Here is a 17268-nt window from a genome sequence, read left to right as displayed (position 1 = left end):
AAGCCGTGGCACGCCAGGTTCCAATGTGGCGGACACTATGCAATAGTCGGATCCACCGTCCAGCCCCGGGACTGCACCTTCACCTAGGACAGGTATGAATTCACAGCCAGACGCCGCCGGCGCTACCCCCAGCCTCCGGCTCACCTGCGGCTACGGCACGGACCGCGGCCTGCGCCGCGAGATGAACGAGGACTCGTTCATCTCCTCCGATCCCGTCTTCGCCGTCGCGGATGGCATGGGCGGCCATGAAGCAGGTGAAGTCGCCAGCGGCATCTGCGTTCGCACGCTCGCCGAGATGCCGCAGATTGCCACCGGGGAGCGGACGGCCACCGCCGCCGTCGTGCAGCAGTACCTGTACCAGGCGGACGAGAACATCCGCACGGCCACCGGGTCACAGGCCGGGACGACGCTGTCCGGCGTCGTGGTTGTGGAGCAGCTGGGGGTCCTGTACTGGCTGGTCGTGAACATCGGCGACTCCCGGACGTACCGGCTGGGCAAGGGCGGCTTCGCCCAGGTCAGCGTGGACCATTCCGAAGTGCAGGAACTCGTCGACGCAGGCCAGATCACCGCGGCCCAGGCTGCAGTCCACCCCCGCCGGCACGTGGTGACCCGCGCCCTCGGCACGGGAGACGAGGCCGAGGCCGACTACTGGCTCCTGCCCATTGAGGAGGGCGACCGGATCCTGGTCTGTTCGGACGGCCTCAACGGGGAACTGTGCGACGAGGACATTGCCGGCATCCTCAGCACCGAAGCTGATCCACAGTCCGCCGTCGATGCCTTGATCGAGTCGGCACTGCGCAGCGGCGGCCGGGATAACATCACCTGCATCGTCGTGGATGCCAGCTCCGTACCCTGACCGGACAATGGCGGCGATCTAGGGCAGGATAGGTCTGTGAGCACAGGGAAGACGGCAACAGGCACCGAACAGCAAGCCACCAAACAGCAAGGCACCGAGGACGCACCGGCCCGGGAGCCGGTTCCCTCCGAGGCTGTGCGCGAAGAGTACGAGGACCTCGTTGAGCAGGTGCGCAAGCACCGCTTCGCGTACTACCAGGAAGACGCGCCGATCATCTCCGACGCCGAGTTCGACGAACTCTACCGGCGCCTGGAAACGCTTGAGGCCATGCACCCCGAACTCGTGGCCAACGATTCCCCCACCCAGGAGGTCGGCGGCGAAGTCTCTTCGGCGTTTGCCGCCGTCGAACATCTGCAGCGCATGTACAGCCTGGAGGACGTCTTCTCGCTCGCAGAGCTGGAGGCGTGGATCGCCAAGGCGGAAGCCGGCGTCACCAAGCTTGGCAACGGGACCGCGGCGCCGTCGTGGCTCACGGAACTGAAGATCGACGGCCTGGCCGTCAACCTGCTCTACCGCAACGGCGTGCTGGTCCGCGCCGCCACCCGCGGCGACGGCACAGCCGGTGAGGACATCACGCACAACGTCCTCACCATCAAGGAGATCCCGCAGAAGCTCACAGGTGATAACTTCCCGGCCGAGATGGAGGTCCGGGGAGAGGTCTTCATCCCCTCCAAGGCCTTCGCCGAGTTCAACGAGGCCCTGATCGAGGCAGGCAAGGCGCCGCTGGCCAACCCGCGCAACGCCGCCGCCGGCTCGCTGCGCCAGAAGGACCCCGCGGAAACCGCCAAGCGCCCGCTGCGCATGTACGTGCACGGCATCGGCGCCCGTGAGGGACTGGAAACAGCCAGCCAGTCGGACACCTACCGGCAGCTGGCCGCGTGGGGGCTGCCCACGAGCCCTTACTTCGAGGTCCTGGCCGGGCTGCAGGACGTGCTGGAATTCATCACCCGCTACGGCGACAAGCGGCACAGCCTCACGCACGAGATTGATGGCATCGTGGTCAAGGTGGACGACTTCGCCACCCAGCGGGGCCTCGGCTACACCTCCCGGGTGCCGCGCTGGGCCGTGGCCTACAAGTACCCGCCCGAGGAAGTCCACACGAAGCTGCTGGACATCGCGGTCAATGTGGGCCGCACCGGCCGGGTCACCCCGTATGGCGTGATGGAACCGGTCAAGGTGGCAGGCTCCACGGTGGAAATGGCCACCCTGCACAACCAGGAAGTCGTCAAGGCCAAGGGTGTGAAGATCGGCGACATCGTGGTGCTGCGCAAGGCCGGAGACGTCATCCCGGAGATCGTCGGGCCGGTCCTGGCCCTCCGCGAGCAGCAGGACCCGCCCGTCCGGGACTTCGTCATGCCCACCGAATGCCCCGCCTGCGGTACGCCCCTGGCGCCGGCGAAGGAGGGGGACGTGGACATCCGCTGCCCCAACTCCCGCTCCTGCCCGGCCCAACTGCGCGAACGCGTCTTCCACCTCGCCGGCCGCGGCGCCTTCGACATCGAGGCCCTAGGCTGGGAAGCCGCCATCGCTCTGACCAAGCCGGCCGAGCCCGAAAAACCTCCGCTGACCACCGAGGCGACGCTCTTCGACCTCACCGCGGAGGACCTTGCCGGTGTCCGGATCCGGCGCGAGAAACGCTCCAAGGGCGTGGCCACGGGCGAGTTTGAACTCGTGCCGTACTTCTTCAGCAAGGCCACCGCCAAGACCCCGTCCAAGCCGACGGCCACCACCGAGAAGCTGTTCCGCGAACTCGAGAAAGCCAAGTCCCAGCCGCTCTGGCGGGTGCTCGTGGCGCTGTCCATCCGGCACGTCGGCCCGCGGGCCTCGCGCGCGCTCGCCACGGCCTTCGGCAGCATGGACGCCATCCGCCAGGCCTCCGAGGAACAGCTGGCCAGCGTGGACGGCGTCGGCCCCGTCATTGCCGCGGCCCTGACGGAATGGTTCTCCGAGGACTGGCACGTCGAGATCGTCAACCGCTGGGCGGCCTCCGGTGTGAGGATGCAGGACGAGCAGGACGAGTCCAGGCCACGGACGCTGGAGGGGTTGACGATCGTGGTCACCGGCAGCCTCGAGGGCTTCAGCCGGGACGAGGCCAAGGAAGCCATCCTGATCCGCGGCGGCAAGGCCGCCGGCTCGGTCTCGAAGAACACCAGCTACGTGGTGGCCGGCGATAACGCGGGCACCAAGCTGGACAAGGCCGAACAGCTCGGCGTTCCGGTCCTGGACGAGGACGGCTTCCGCGCGCTGCTGGCCACTGGCCCGGTCGCTGGCCCGGACGCCGGGGAGGCCGGCTCGATCGCCGGACTGGCCAACGGCCCAGTCAGTGGCCCGGACGCCGGGGAGGCCGGCGTTGAGGAGTTGGACGTCGACAGCGAAGACCACCAGGAAGCCCCGGCCGAATGAGCGCCGGTCCCGCAGACTCGACCGCAGCGTTGCTGGAACTGGCCAAAACGGCGGCTGCGGCTGGCGCGGCGGTTCTCGCCACCCGCAACGCGGCCGCCCTGGACGTCAGCAACAAAGGCGATTCGGGGGACTGGGTGACCGCCTTCGACCTCGCGGCAGAGTCCGCCGTCCGGGACGTCCTCACCGCCGCCAGGCCGCGGGACATCATCACGGGCGAGGAAGGCGGCACCGTCCTGCCGGACGCGCCCAGCGGCTACCGCTGGTCCATCGACCCCCTGGACGGTACCACCAACTTCATCCGCAACATCGTCTACTACGGCACCTCCGTGGCTGTGGCGGACCCCGACGGCGTCTGGCTGGCCGGCGTCGTCAACGCCCCGGCGCTGGGCCGGACATACTACGCCTCCCGCGGCCACGGGGCCTGGCTGGAGGAGAAGGGCCGGCTGACTCCGCTGTTCGGCCCTGTCCCCGGACGTACCGGACAGCTCCTGGCGACGGGCTTCAGCTACGATCCGGACGTCAGGGCGGAACAGGCGTCCGGGCTGGGCGGCCTCATGGAGGGCTTCGCCGATATGCGCCGCCTCGGCTCAGCGGCGCTGGATTTGTGCCTCGTGGCGGACGGCACCCATGACGCCTACGGCGAACGCGGGCTCAACGAGCACGACTTCGCAGCGGGAGCACTGATCGCCGAAGAGGCCGGCTGCTGGGTGCGGCGCCCGCGGCTCACCAGCCCCCTGGCGGGCGGACCCTCCGACGACGAACGCCTGGCGTCTTGGACCTGCGCGGGATCGCTGGAGCTCTCCGGCAAGTTTCCGCTCTGAGCGGCCGCGGCTGAACCGCGTGCGCCTGAACCACCTGATAGTTCAGTCACGGAAAACGCTGTTTGGGGGCGGCCCTGCAACGCCCGCCCGTAGCATGGACAGGTGCATTCGCAGATCCTCATTCGCCCCGCCGTCCCCGCCGACTACGACGCCATCGCGCGCATCACCCGGGACGCCTACCTGGCCGCGGGCTATTTCCAGAGCGCCGACCACCCCTATATGCGGCAGATCCAGGACGTGGCACAGCGGGCCGCGAAGGCCACCATCTGGGTGGCGGAGCGCGACGGCAACATCCTGGGCTCAGTGACCCTCGCCGTCGCGGGGGAGCCGTACGCGGACATCGCGCACAGCGACGAACTGGAATTCCGCATGCTCGTGGTGGACCCGGCCGTCCAGCGCAGCGGTGCCGGCCGGGCCATGGTGGAGGCCATCATCGAGCACGCCAGGCGGCTGCCCGGGATCAAGGCCGTGGCGCTCACCACCGGCATGACCTGGGAAAGCGCCCACGGGCTGTACCGGAAGACAGGTTTCCAGCGGGCTCCCGAGCGCGACTGGCTGGTCCCGGACACCGACATAAAGCTGCTGGTTTACCGGCAGGACGTCTGACCGACCTAAAGTGGTGCCGACTCCACGGCACCTGCGAAAGGCAAACCATGCGCAAGACCTTCGGCACCGGCTCCATCTGGGAACAGAAGCTCGGCTACTCCCGGGCAGTCCAGGTGGACAACACGCTCTACATCTCCGCGACCGCCGCCAGCGGCGAGGACGGAATCGTGGGCGAGGACTTCTACACCCAGACCCGCCACATCCTGGAAAAGCTGGGCGCCGTGCTGGCCGACGCCGGCTTCGACTTCGGGGACGTGGTGCAGTCCAAGCTGTACCTGACGGACATCAGCAAGTGGGAGGATGCCGGACGCGCCCACGGCGAGGTTTTCGGCGACATCCGCCCCACGCTCTCGCTGGTCCACGTGCTGCCGTTCCTGGACCCCAAGATGCTCGTCGAGATCGAACTCGTCGCCCACAAGGGCTCCAGCTAGCAGCTCCGTCAGGGCATCAGCCGCCGGCTTTCGCCGGCAGCCCGTAGCGGTGTTCGGGACGCCCGGTGGCGCCGTAGCGCAGCTGGATGTCGACGGCACCGTCGTCGGCCAGCGCGGACAGGTACCGCTGGGCGGTGGCCCGGGAGACCCCCACGCGCACGGCGACGTCGGCCGCCGAGTACTGCTCGCCGGGCACCAGGGATTCCAGCACCGCAGCCTCGGTGGCGGAACGGGGCTTGGCCGATGCTGTCACGTCGCCCGGGATGAGGGCGCGCTTGGCCCGTTCCACCGTGTCCTGGTCCGCCGCTCCCGGCTGCGCCAGGATGCGCCGGTAGCGGGCGTAGGAACGCAACTGCTGGGAAAGGGACTCTGCGGTGAACGGCTTCAGCAGGTACCCCAGTGCCCCGCGCCGGAACGCGAGCCGGAGCGAGGCGGTGTCCGAGGCCGCGCTGAGAATCATGGTGTCCACATCCAGCTGGCGCAGCAGATCCAGCCCCGAGGCATCCGGCAGGTAGACGTCCAGCAGGACCAGGTCCGGGCGCAGGCTGTGGATGGCCTGCAGCGCCTGCGAGGCCGAGCCGGCAGGCGGCAGCGCCAGGAATCCCGCCACCGAATCCACATAGGCCGCATGCAGCTTGGCCACGTGGAAATCGTCGTCCACAATCAGCACCCTGAAATTCTCAGACATCGTTGTCCTTCCGTAGTGAACCGGTCTGGTTGCCGCCGGAGGTCGTCCCGGGCAGCGTGGCCACGAACACCGCTCCCGGGCCGCCCGCGGAACCCGGCTCCAGCACGCTCACGTCCCCGCCCCGGCGGCGCGCCAGCTGGCGGGAAAGGGCCAGCCCCAGGCCCTGGCCGGCGCCCGCGCGGGCCGGCTGTTCCGACGTCGTGAATCCTTCCGCGAACACCGCCTCGGTGTCCGTTGCCGCATCGGATCCGAGAGCGAGGCCGTCGCCGGAATCGGCGACGACGATGTGCAGCGTGCCGCCGCCCTCACCCTCGCCGGGTTCGTCCAGCACCTCCACCTCGACCCAGCGCTCGGGCGCGGAGCCCGCGACGGCGGCGTTCACGGCGTTGTCGATCAGGTTGCCCAGGACCGTGGTGACTTCCTGGGGCTCCGTGACGTGGCCGCGCACCAGCGTTTCCGGGCCGAGCCGCAGGGTCACGCCGCGCTCGTCCGCCTCGACGCCCTTGGCCCCCAGGAACGCCTGCAGGTAGGGGTCCTGGAGCAGCTCGGCCTGGTCCACGGGGAACTTCAGCGGGCCGGTGGCCGCCAGCCGGTCCACGTAGTCGCGGGCCTGCTGGTGCTGGCCGATGCTCATGAAGCCGGCGATCGTGTGGAGCTGGTTGGCGAACTCGTGGCGCTGGGCCCGGAGGGCGGTGGACATGGTGCCCACCGCGTCGAGCTGGCGGGTCAGCTGCTGCAGCTCGGTCCGGTCACGCAGCATGACCACCCAGCCGAGGTCATCGCGCCCGTGCAGGGCCTTGCGGGCGCTCGCCACGAGGACCCGGCCGCCGGCAACCAGCTCCACCGCGTCGCCCTCCGCCGCGTCGGCCCTGGTCAGGGCCTTCAGCTGGGCGGGCACGTGCGCCCGGTCCCAGGCGGTTCCGGCGAGGTCGGGAACACCCAGCAGCCGCTGGGCCGCGGCGTTGAAGACGCTGATCCTGCCGTCCGCCGAAATGCCGATCACGCCGTCGTCGACGCCCTGCAGCACGGCCACCTGGTCGTGGACCAGGGTGCTGATTTCCTCCGGTTCCAGCCCGAGCGTCAGCCGCTGCAGCCGCCTCCGCAGCAGGAAGGACGCCAGCACGCCGGCCAGCAGGGCGCCGGCGGCGGTCAGTGCGATCGGGATGATGTCCCGGGCGAGTCCTTGGCCGATCGTCTCGATCGAGTAGCCCACGCTGACCTCGCCCACCACGGCGCCCGAGCCCGGGGCGAACACCGGGACTTTGGCGCCGGCAGACGGACCCAGCGTGCCCGTGTTGCGGGTGGTGACCTCCTTGCCGCCAAGGGCCTCGGAGGGGTCGGTGCTGACCTTTTCGCCCAGCCGCTCGGCGTCCGGGTGCGCCAGCCGCAGCCCGTCCTCATCCGTGATGACGACAAACAGTGCTCCGGTGCGGGCCCGGGCTCCCTCGGCGGCGGCCATCAACGGACCGGCCAGCAGTTCAGCGGCCGGGGGAGTGCCGGGGAGGGCGCTGATGGACTGCACCTCCGCCCGCACGGACGGGTCCGAGGCCACGGTCCGGCCCAGCGTGAGCGCCTGGTTCTCGGCCTCGCGGCCCAGCCGGTCGTAGGTCAGCCAGGCATGGACGGCGCTGCTGAGGAGCACCACGAGTGCCACTACGCCCAGCTGCAGCAGCAGCGTCTGGGTGGAAAAGCGCAGGGCCGGCAATGCTGTGCGGCGCTTCATCGGGCTCCTGCCTGGGTGGATGAACGGGGGGACGAACGGGCGGGTAGACGACGTGAGCAAAATGCGCAAAATGCGTCCAATAAGCAGTATGCCAATCAATTGAGCCAAAGGCACGGCCGTGACCGGCGCCACTATAACGTCGGTAGCGCGCATCACACCGGAGTGGTGCCGTTCACTTAAAAGGAGCCGGCCGTGCTGGTATTACTTGGATTCGCCATGATCGCGGTATTCATGGTGCTGATCATGACGAAGAAGCTGACGCCAGTGCTGGCGCTCATCATCGTCCCCACCATTTTCGGACTCTTCGCCGGGGCGGGCCTCGGCATCGGCGCCATGGTGCTGGAGTCCATGAAGTCCATGACGTCCACCGCCGCGCTGTTGATGTTCGCCATCATCTACTTCGGCCTGATGATCGACGTCGGGCTCTTCGACCCGCTGGTCCGCTTCATCTTGCGCAAGCTCGGCAACGACCCCGCCAAGGTGGTCCTCGGCACCGCGATCCTCGCCGCCGCTGTTTCCCTCGACGGGGACGGCTCCACCACGTTCATTCTGACCACCGCGGCCATGCTGCCGGTGTACCTGCGGCTCAAGATGAGCCCCGTGGTCCTCACCTGCGTGGCCGGGCTGGCCAACGGCACCATGAACATCCTGCCCTGGGGCGGGCCCACTGCCCGCGCCGCCTCGGCCCTGAAGATCAGCGTCTCGGAGGTCTTCGTCCCGATGATCCCCTCGCTGATCGCCGGACTTGTCGTCGTATTCGTTTTCGCCTGGCTGCTGGGCCTGCAGGAACGCAACCGCCTCCGCGCGGTCGCCCCGGAAATCTGGGGTGAGGGTTCGGCCGAGAAGTTCGACGGCGGCGCGCCGGCTGGCGGCGGCACCGGCCGCTTCGGTTTCGGACGCAAGGGTTCCCGCCCCGCCGGCGGCAGCCCCGCCGTCGACGGCTCTTCAGTTGCCGTCTTGGAGCGCACCGAAGAACTCGTCGACGATCGCGATTCCGCCATGGCGGACACCGCCCTGGACCCCAACCGCGCCACCCTGCGCCCCAAGCTGCAGTGGTTCAACCTGGGCCTCACGGTTGCCATCATGGTCCTGCTGGTCGCGGACCTCGTGCCGCTGCCCTTCGTCTTCATGGTGGGTTCCGCGATCGCCCTGCTGGTGAACTTCCCCAAGCTCAAGGACCAGAGCGCCCAGCTCATCGCCCACGCGCCGTCGATCGTCGCCGTCGTCAGCATGGTCATGGCCGCCGCTGTCCTGACCGGCGTCCTCAACGGCACCGGCATGGTCAAGGCGATGTCCGCCTGGCTGGTCCAGATCATCCCGTCCGACATGGGACCCCTCATGGCCGTCATCACCGGCCTGCTGAGCATCCCGATGACCTTCTTCATGAGCAACGACGCCTTCTACTTCGGAGTGCTCCCGGTGCTCAGCGAAACAGCCGGCCACTACGGTGTCAGCGCCGCCGAAATGGCCCGGGCCTCCATCACCGGCCAGCCCTTCCACCTGCAGAGCCCCCTGGTCCCCGCCATCCTTCTCCTCGTCTCCCTCGCCAAGGTGGACCTGGGCGACCACCACAAGAAGGTCCTCTGGCGCACCGCCGTAATCTCCCTCGTCATGCTCGGAGTAGGAGTCCTCACCGGAGCCATCGGCATCGGCTAAACCACACCGAGGAGCACCGCACGAACCAACGCGGGGTCACTTACCGCCCATTCCGGCCGCCCGGATGGGCCGTAAGTGACCCCGCGTTGCTTGTTAGTAGACTGGGACGGAAAATAATCCGAACTTGCAGGGGAGATCCATGGCTGCGATCAACCGCGACGACGTCGCGCATCTCGCGCGTCTCGCGCACATCGAGATGAGTGCTGAAGAGCTGGACAGGATGGCCGGCGAACTCGCCGTCATCGTTGAATCGGTGAAGTCCGTAAGTGAAGCCGCCGGCGATGACGTCCCGGCCACTTCCCATCCGATCCCGCTGACGAACGTGTTCCGCGAAGACGTGGTGGGCCACACTTTCACGGCCGAGCAGTCCCTCTCCGGCGCCCCCGACGCATACGAAGGCCGCTTCAAGGTCCCGGCAATCCTGGATGAGGACTAAGAACATGACTGAAACCAACAGCGAACTGATCCGCTCCTCCGCCGCCGTGCTGGCCGGCAAGCTGGCTGCCCGCGAAGTCTCCGCCGTCGAGGTCACCCAGGCGCACCTGGACCGCATAGCCGCCGTCGACGGCAAGGTCCACGCCTTCCTGCACGTCAACACGGACGAGGCGCTCGCCGTCGCCGCCGAGGTGGACGCCATCCGCGCCGCCGGTGGCGCAGCCGCCGAAGAGCTCCACGCCCTCGCCGGCGTGCCGATCGCGGTCAAGGACCTCATCGTCACGATCGGCCAGCCCACCACGGCCGGCTCGAAGATCCTCGAAGGCTGGCACAGCCCGTACGACGCCACCGTCGTCAAGCGCCTCCGCGCCGCCAAGATGCCGATCCTGGGCAAGACCAACCTGGACGAATTCGCGATGGGGTCCTCCACCGAGCACTCCGCCTTCGGCCCCACCCGCAACCCATGGGACCTGGACCGCATCCCGGGCGGCTCCGGCGGCGGCTCCGCTGCCGCCGTCGCGGCCTTCGAAGCCCCGCTGGCCCTCGGCACGGACACCGGCGGCTCCATCCGCCAGCCCGGCGCCGTCACCGGCACCGTCGGCGTCAAGCCCACCTACGGCGGGGTCTCCCGGTACGGCGCCATCGCCATGGCCTCCTCGCTGGACCAGATCGGCCCGGTCTCCCGCACGGTGCTGGACTCGGCCCTGCTGCACCAGGTCATCGGCGGGCACGATCCCCGCGACTCCACGTCTCTGCGGGACCCGCTCGAGGACCTCGTGGCCGCGGCCCGGACGGGCAACGTCGAGGGCATGAAGATCGGCATCATCAAGGAACTCCACGGTGAGGGCTACCAGGCCGGCGTCGAGAACCGCTTCAACGAATCCCTCGAGCTGCTCAAGGGTGCCGGCGCCGAGATCGTCGAGGTCTCCTGCCCGAACTTCAAGTACGCGCTCGGCGCCTACTACCTGATCATGCCTTCCGAGGCCTCCTCCAACCTCGCCAAGTTCGACGGCGTCCGGTACGGCCTGCGGGTCCTGCCCAAGGAGGGCCCCCTGACGATTGAACGCGTCATGGCCGCCACCCGTGCGGCCGGCTTCGGCGACGAGGTCAAGCGCCGCATCATCCTGGGCACGTACGCCCTGAGCGCCGGCTACTACGACGCCTACTACGGCTCGGCCCAGAAGGTGCGCACCCTGATCCAGCGCGACTTCGAGGCCGCGTTCGCGAAGGCCGATGTGCTGATCTCCCCGACGGCCCCCACCACGGCCTTCAAGCTCGGCGAGAAGCTCAACGATCCGCTGGCGATGTACCTCAACGACGTCGCCACCATCCCGGCCAACATGGCAGGCGTCCCCGGGCTGTCCCTGCCCGGCGGCCTGGCTGACGAGGACGGGCTGCCGGTCGGTGTCCAGCTGCTGGCCCCGGCCCGCAAGGATGCCCGGCTGTACCGCGTCGGCGCTGTCCTCGAATCCCTGCTCGAGGCGCAGTGGGGCGGCCCGCTGCTGGACCGCGCGCCTTCGCTGACTGGCCCTTCCCTGACCGGCCCTTCCCTGACCGGCCCTTCACCGGCTGGCGCCGGCTCGAGCCACGGAGGTTCACACTAATGACTGACGCAACCCTGAGCTTCGAAGAGGCCATGGAGAAGTATGATCCCGTACTGGGGTTCGAGGTCCACGTGGAGCTCAACACCAAGACCAAGATGTTCTCCTCCGCGCCGAACGTCTTCGGCGACGAGCCCAACACCAACGTCAACGAGGTGGACCTGGGTATGCCCGGCGTGCTGCCGGTGGTGAACAGGACCGCGATCGAGTCCTCGATCAAGATCGGCCTGGCGCTCAACTGCAAGATCGCCGAAACGTGCCGCTTCGCCCGGAAGAACTACTTCTACCCGGACACCCCGAAGAACTTCCAGACCTCCCAGTACGACGAGCCCATCGCGTACGACGGCTACCTGGACGTCGAGCTCTCCGACGGCACGATCTTCCGCGTGGAGATCGAACGCGCGCACATGGAGGAGGACGCCGGCAAGCTGACCCACATGGGCGGCTCCGCGGGCCGCATCCAGGGCGCGGACTATTCCCTGGTGGACTACAACCGCTCGGGTGTACCGCTGGTCGAGATCGTCACCAAGCCGATCGAGGGCGCAGGCAACCGCGCACCAGAGCTCGCGAAGGCATACGTGGCCGCCGTCCGTGAGATCGTCAAGAACCTCGGTGTCTCGGACGCGAAGATGGAACGCGGCAACGTCCGCTGCGACGCCAACGTCTCGCTTCGCCCGCACGGCCGCGAACGCTTCGGCATCCGTTCCGAGACGAAGAACGTCAACTCGCTGCGCGCCGTCGAACACGCAGTCCGCTACGAAATCCAGCGGCACGCCGCCGTCCTGGATTCCGGCGAGCCGGTCATCCAGGAGACCCGCCACTGGCACGAGGACACGCGCACCACGACGTCGGGCCGGGCGAAGTCCGACGCCGACGACTACCGCTACTTCCCCGAACCTGACCTGGTGCCCATCGTCGCGTCGCGCGAATGGGTGGAGGAGCTGCGCGCCACGCTGCCCGAGCCGCCGGCCGAGCGACGCAAGCGCCTGCAGGCCGATTGGGGCTACTCCGACCTCGAGTTCCGCGACGTCGTCAACGCCGGAGTCATGGACGAGATCGAGGAAACCATCGCCGCCGGCGCCACCGCCACGGTGGCCCGCAAGTGGTGGATGGGCGAGATCGTCGGCCGCGCCAAGAACGCCGACGTCGATCCCGGCCAGCTCGGCGTCGAACCGGCAACCATCGTGGAGCTCAACAAGATGGTGGAAGACGGCAAGATCAACAACAAGATGGCCACCGAGGTCCTCGACGGCGTGCTCGCCGGCGAAGGCACCCCGGCGGAAATCGTGGAGAAGCGCGGCCTCGCCGTGGTCTCCGACGACGGCCCCCTGCTGGAAGCTATCGACGCGGCCCTCGCCGCGCAGCCCGACGTCGCCGACAAGATCCGCGGCGGCAAAGTCCAGGCCATCGGCGCGATCGTCGGCGGCGTCATGAAGGCCACCCGCGGTCAGGCCGACGCCGGCCGTGTCCGGGAGCTGATCCTGGCGAAGCTCGGCGTCCAGGGCTAGGTCGAGGGCTAAGCCCGACGGGTTATGACACAAGTTCGGTCATGATGGTCTGCAGTGCTTCGCAGACCATCATGACCGATTTTCGTTTGAGGTTCTCCGGCCGGGCCAGGATGTCGATCCGGCGCCGGGTGCTGATGCCCTCGAGCGGCCGTAGCACAATGTCCGGATTCAGCACCGGCCGTGCCGTGTGCCGCGGCAGCAGGCCGATCACGCTTCCCGCCGCCACCAGCGCGGCCACGGTGGAGTAGTCGTTGATCCGGTGGACGATGTTCAGTTCCTTGCTGGAGACCGCCGCGACGGCGGAGAGCACGTCCGCGGGGGAGTAGCCGGTGTGGCTGGTCACCCAGGGTTCGCCAACGACGTCGTCCGCCGTCACCGCACGCTGGCCGGCCAGCCGGTGCCCGGCCGGCAGCGCCACATCCAGCGGCTCGTGCGCTAGCGGAATCACCGCGACACGTTCCTCGGGCCAGCGCGGGCTGTGGTCCATCCGATGCGCCAGCACGAGGTCGTAGCGGGCCGTCAGGGCCGGGAAGTCCTGCTGCGCCACGTCCTCGTCGGAGAGCAGGATCCGCGGCTGGCCCGGGGCGTCCAGCAGCCTCGCGAGCGGCGCAAACAGCGCCTGCCCGGCACTGTGGAAGCCGCTGAGCGTCACCGGGGCCACGGGGGAGCCGTGGTACGCGCCGATCGCCGTCCTGGCATCCGCCATCGCGCTGACGACAGCGGCCCCGGCGTCGGCGAGCACCTGGCCGGCCTCGGTGAGCACCAGGTTCCGGCCCTCTTTCCGGGTCAGCGGGACCTCCACGGTCTTCTGCAGGGCGGCCAGCTGCTGCGAGACCGCCGAGGGCGTGACGAGCAGGGTCTCGGCGACGGCCTTGACGCTGCCCAGCGCCCCGAGTTCCCGGAGCATCTCAAGCTGGTGGATTTCCATGGCCACCATTCTATGCGGAAGCAAAATCTAATTCGTCGATTGAGAAAAATCCGGTTGTGCTAACGCTTTACAGTCGGTCTAATGGGGTGAGTTGTCCCACACCCCTGTCCCAAACAGCAGAGTAAAAAGCACAGTTAGGAAGGCCATGAAGGCTCTCTACAAGGCCGGCGCCCACGCAGGATTTGAGCTCGTGGACCGCCCGGAGCCGGAAACCGGTCCCGGCGACGTCAAGATCCGCGTCATGACCACCGGCATCTGCGGCACGGACCTGCACATCCAGTCCTGGGACGCCTGGGCGCAGGGCATCATCAACGCTCCGCTGATCGCCGGCCACGAGTTTTACGGCGAGGTCGTGGAGATCGGCGAGGACGTCCTGGACGTCAAGGTGGGGGACCGCGTCTCCGGTGAGGGCCACATCGTCTGCGGCATCTGCCGCAACTGCCGCGCCGGCCGCAAGCAGATGTGCATCAACACGGTCAGCGTCGGCGTCCAGCGCGACGGCGCCTTCGCCGAGTACGTCGTGATCCCCGAGACCAACGTCTGGGTCCACCAGGACCCCTCCGTGACGCCGGAACTCGGCGCCATCTTCGACCCGTTCGGCAACGCCGTCCACACCGCGCTGAGCTTTCCCCTCGTCGGCGAGGATGTGCTGATCACCGGCGCCGGGCCCATCGGGCTGATGGCGATCGCCGTCGCCCGCCACGCCGGCGCCCGGAAGATCGCGATCACCGATGTTTCCGCGCCGCGGCTGGAACTGGCCCGGAAGCTCGGCGTCGACCTCGCGATCGACGTCTCCAAGATGCGGGTCAAGGAGGCCCAGCGCGAACTGGGCATGCGCGAGGGATTCGACATCGGCATGGAAATGTCCGGACACCCGACGGCGCTGCCTGAGATGATCGACAACATGAACCACGGCGGCCGGATCGCGATGCTGGGACTGCCCAGCCAGTCCATCGACATCGACTGGGGCAAGGTGGTCACGCACATGCTCACCATGAAGGGCATCTACGGCCGCGAAATGTTCGAGACCTGGTACGCCATGAGCGCCATGCTGTCCTCCAACCCGGTACTGCACGCCAACATCTCGGCGGTCGTCACTGACACGCTGCCGGCCACGGACTGGGAGAAGGGCTTCGAGATTGCCCGCGCCGGTGTGGGCGGCAAGGTGGTCCTGGACTGGACCGGGTTCTAGGCCCGCCTCCCGTTCCGGCACCCCGAACCCGCACCCCCGAACCGCACCCCGAACAAGAATTCATCCCAGCTGAGGAGCACAACCCATGTATTCAGCCATCAAGGACCAGCTGCAGCACGAACTGGACGAGATCCGCAGCGCCGGACTGTTCAAGACCGAGCGGCACATTGATTCGCCCCAGGCCAACCACGTCAAGGCCGGACAGATCGGCGAGGCCAGCGCGGACGTCCTGAACTTCTGCGCCAACAACTACCTGGGCCTAGCGGACCACCCGGAGATCATCGCCGCCGCCAAGGCCGCCATGGACGAGCGCGGCTTCGGCATGGCCAGCGTTCGCTTCATCTGCGGCACCCAGGACCAGCACCTGGCGCTGGAGGCCCGCGTCTCGAAGTTCCTCGGAACCGAGGACACCATCCTGTTCTCCAGCTGCTTCGACGCCAACGGCGGCGTGTTCGAGTCCCTCTTCGGCCCCGAGGACGCCGTCATCTCCGACGCGCTGAACCACGCCTCCATCATCGACGGCATCCGGCTCTGCAAGGCCCAGCGCTTCCGCTACGCCAACCAGGACATGGCAGACCTGGAAGCGAAGCTGGTCGAGGCCACCACGCAGCAGAACCCGGCGCGCCGCAAGATCATCGTCACGGACGGCGTCTTCTCGATGGACGGCTTCCTCGCCCCGCTGGAAGCGATCTGCGACCTCGCCGAGAAGTACGACGCCATGGTCATGGTGGATGACTCCCACGCCGTGGGCTTCATGGGGGCCACCGGGGCGGGAACCCCGGAACACGCCGGCGTCCCGGACCGCGTGGACATCTACACCGGCACCTTCGGCAAGGCCCTGGGCGGAGCTTCCGGCGGCTACGTCTCCGGCCGCCGTGAAGTCATCGCCATGCTGCGGCAGAAGGCCCGCCCGTACCTGTTCTCCAACTCGCTGGCACCGGCCATCGTCGCGGCAACGCTGACGGCCCTGGACCTCGTGGAGAACTCCGGCGAGCTGCGCAGCAAGCTGTTCGCCAATGCCGAGCTGTTCCGGAACCGGATGTCCGAGGAGGGCTTCGAGCTGCTCCCCGGCGAACACGCGATTGTTCCCGTCATGTTCGGCGACGCCGTCATGGCGGCCAGGGTCGCCGACGAGATGCTCCACCATGGCGTCTTCGTCACCGCGTTCAGCTACCCCGTAGTGCCCAAGGGGGCCGCACGGATCCGCGTCCAGCTCTCCGCCGCGCACAGCCGCGAGGACGTGGAGGCCTGCGTGCAGGCATTCGTCCGCAGCCGCGAGGCGGTTGCTTCTGCAAGGATGTAACCATGTCAGCTAACTACGATGTCGTGATTGTGGGCGGCGGTATCGCCGGCCTGTCCCTTGCCTCGGCCCTGGCCGGAAAATGCAGCGTCGCCCTGGTGGAGGCCGAGCAGACGTTGGCATACCACACCTCCGCACGCTCCGCCCGGCAGCTGATCCCCAGCTACGGTCCGCCCGTGGTCCAGGAGCTCACGCTCCGGACCCTGGAGCTCGTCGCCGCCCGTGATGCCGAACTGCCGGAGCCTGTGCTCTCGCCCCGCAGCTTCATGCTGATCGGCGACGACGCCACCGTCCACGAGAAGGCCAGCGGCCGCATGCACCGGATCACCCACGCCCAAGCGCTGGAGCTGTGCCCCGCACTGGTCCCGGACTCCTTCACCGCGGCCGGCCTGGACACCGGATCGTTCGCCTGCAACGCCCCCGTGCTGCTCGAGGACCACCGGCGGCGGGCCGAGGCTGGCGGCGTGGACATCATCACCGGCGCCAGGGTCCATTCGGCCCAGCGCCTCGGCTCCGGCTGGGAGCTCGGCGCCGGCCAGGAAGGGTTCCAGGCCAGCGTCGTGGTCAACGCCGCCGGCGCCTGGGCGGACGAACTCGCCGTCCTCAGCGGCGTCGAGAAAGTCCAGCTGCAGCCGTACCGCCGCACGGCGGCGATCGTCGACGTCGACCACCCCCTTCCGGAGGGCAGCCCCATGGTGGCGGCCGCCGATGACAGCTTCTACTTCCGGCGCGACGGCGGGCAGGTGCTGATCTCGCCCTCGGAGTCCGTGTCGAGCGGCCCCGAGGACGCCCAGCCGTACCCCGGCGACATCGAGGCGCTGATCTCCCGGCTCAACACCGTCACCACACTCGGCATCCGCAGCGCCCGCAAGGCCTGGACCGGGCTGCGGACGGAAGCGGCCGACGGCGTCCCCGTGGTGGGGTTCGACGCCGAAGCCACCGGGTTCTTCTGGCTCGCCGGCCAGGGCGGCTACGGTTTCCAGACGTCCTCCGGCATCGCCGAGCTCGCCGCCGGCATGATCCTGGCCGGTCAGGGCGCGGGAGCCGGAGCCCCGGGTCCGGCATCCCGGACAGCGGAGGCGCTGGCGGCGACCCGCTGGTCCATCCGGCGCTGAAGAAT

General features: G+C 68.5%; 15 protein-coding genes. 12 read left to right on the top strand and 3 right to left on the bottom strand.

Annotated elements, in window-relative coordinates; genetic code table 11:
- The first annotated feature begins 94 nt into the window (after positions 1-94).
- From ACQCSY_RS03140 to ACQCSY_RS03120, 5 genes are all read left to right on the top strand, one after another.
- Positions 95-856, top strand: coding sequence for a PP2C family protein-serine/threonine phosphatase (locus tag ACQCSY_RS03140; protein WP_427133108.1), 762 nt, complete (start codon positions 95-97; stop codon positions 854-856).
- Between the two features lie 36 nt (positions 857-892).
- The gene (gene ligA, locus ACQCSY_RS03135) at positions 893-3259 is read left to right on the top strand and encodes an NAD-dependent DNA ligase LigA (RefSeq protein WP_427133106.1); all 2367 of its coding nucleotides are present in this window, start codon (positions 893-895) and stop codon (positions 3257-3259) included.
- On the top strand, positions 3256-4080 hold the full coding sequence (locus ACQCSY_RS03130) for an inositol monophosphatase family protein (protein WP_427133105.1): 825 nt from the start codon (positions 3256-3258) through the stop codon (positions 4078-4080). Before ligA ends, ACQCSY_RS03130 begins: the two co-directional genes overlap by 4 nt.
- 102 nt (positions 4081-4182) lie before the next feature.
- Positions 4183-4686: a GNAT family N-acetyltransferase gene (locus ACQCSY_RS03125; RefSeq protein WP_427133103.1), complete on the top strand. Its 504-nt coding sequence runs from the start codon at positions 4183-4185 to the stop codon at positions 4684-4686.
- Between the two features lie 47 nt (positions 4687-4733).
- Positions 4734-5117 carry a RidA family protein gene (locus ACQCSY_RS03120; protein ID WP_427133101.1) on the top strand — a complete coding sequence of 128 codons (384 nt, stop codon included), beginning with the start codon at positions 4734-4736 and terminating at the stop codon, positions 5115-5117.
- Positions 5118-5133: 16 nt separating this feature from the next.
- Here ACQCSY_RS03120 and ACQCSY_RS03115 read toward each other — a convergent pair whose 3' ends face one another.
- Positions 5134-5805 carry a response regulator gene (locus ACQCSY_RS03115; RefSeq protein ID WP_427133100.1) on the bottom strand — a complete coding sequence of 224 codons (672 nt, stop codon included), beginning with the start codon at positions 5803-5805 and terminating at the stop codon, positions 5134-5136.
- Positions 5798-7528: an ATP-binding protein gene (locus ACQCSY_RS03110; RefSeq protein ID WP_427133098.1), complete on the bottom strand. Its 1731-nt coding sequence runs from the start codon at positions 7526-7528 to the stop codon at positions 5798-5800. The genes ACQCSY_RS03115 and ACQCSY_RS03110 overlap by 8 nt, the downstream gene beginning before the upstream one ends.
- A 192-nt stretch (positions 7529-7720) precedes the next feature.
- Between ACQCSY_RS03110 and ACQCSY_RS03105 the strand changes: the two genes are divergently transcribed.
- The 4 genes from ACQCSY_RS03105 to gatB all read left to right on the top strand — a co-directional run bounded on the left by ACQCSY_RS03105 (position 7721) and on the right by gatB (position 12728).
- The gene (locus ACQCSY_RS03105) at positions 7721-9184 is read left to right on the top strand and encodes a CitMHS family transporter (RefSeq protein ID WP_427133097.1); all 1464 of its coding nucleotides are present in this window, start codon (positions 7721-7723) and stop codon (positions 9182-9184) included.
- Between the two features lie 139 nt (positions 9185-9323).
- Entirely contained in the window at positions 9324-9620 is a 297-nt protein-coding gene (gatC, locus tag ACQCSY_RS03100; RefSeq protein WP_011691167.1) for an Asp-tRNA(Asn)/Glu-tRNA(Gln) amidotransferase subunit GatC, read from the top strand.
- A 4-nt stretch (positions 9621-9624) separates the two neighbouring features.
- A complete protein-coding gene (gene gatA, locus ACQCSY_RS03095; RefSeq protein WP_427133094.1) occupies positions 9625-11223 on the top strand; it encodes an Asp-tRNA(Asn)/Glu-tRNA(Gln) amidotransferase subunit GatA in 1599 nt (532 codons plus the stop codon).
- Positions 11223-12728 (top strand): Asp-tRNA(Asn)/Glu-tRNA(Gln) amidotransferase subunit GatB, encoded by a 1506-nt coding sequence (gatB, locus tag ACQCSY_RS03090; RefSeq protein WP_427133093.1) that lies wholly within the window; start codon positions 11223-11225, stop codon positions 12726-12728. Before gatA ends, gatB begins: the two co-directional genes overlap by 1 nt.
- A gap of 22 nt (positions 12729-12750) precedes the next feature.
- Here the strand turns inward: gatB and ACQCSY_RS03085 are convergent, their stop codons facing one another.
- Complete coding sequence (locus ACQCSY_RS03085; RefSeq protein WP_427133091.1) at positions 12751-13656, bottom strand: LysR family transcriptional regulator; 906 nt, start codon at positions 13654-13656, stop codon at positions 12751-12753.
- Between the two features lie 145 nt (positions 13657-13801).
- Here ACQCSY_RS03085 and tdh point away from each other — a divergent pair, with 145 nt between their 5' ends.
- The 3 genes from tdh to ACQCSY_RS03070 all read left to right on the top strand — a co-directional run bounded on the left by tdh (position 13802) and on the right by ACQCSY_RS03070 (position 17263).
- On the top strand, positions 13802-14848 hold the full coding sequence (gene tdh, locus ACQCSY_RS03080) for an L-threonine 3-dehydrogenase (RefSeq protein ID WP_427133089.1): 1047 nt from the start codon (positions 13802-13804) through the stop codon (positions 14846-14848).
- An 85-nt stretch (positions 14849-14933) separates the two neighbouring features.
- Positions 14934-16151, top strand: coding sequence for a glycine C-acetyltransferase (locus ACQCSY_RS03075; protein WP_427133088.1), 1218 nt, complete (start codon positions 14934-14936; stop codon positions 16149-16151).
- Positions 16152-16153: 2 nt separating this feature from the next.
- Entirely contained in the window at positions 16154-17263 is a 1110-nt protein-coding gene (locus ACQCSY_RS03070; protein ID WP_427133086.1) for an NAD(P)/FAD-dependent oxidoreductase, read from the top strand.
- Positions 17264-17268: the final 5 nt, after the last annotated feature.

It is taken from the genome of Pseudarthrobacter sp. S9 (genome assembly GCF_050156545.1).
GTDB lineage: Bacteria > Actinomycetota > Actinomycetes > Actinomycetales > Micrococcaceae > Arthrobacter.
The sequence above is the reverse complement of the archived record's forward strand: the minus strand, read 5'-3'. Positions and strand labels throughout refer to the sequence as shown.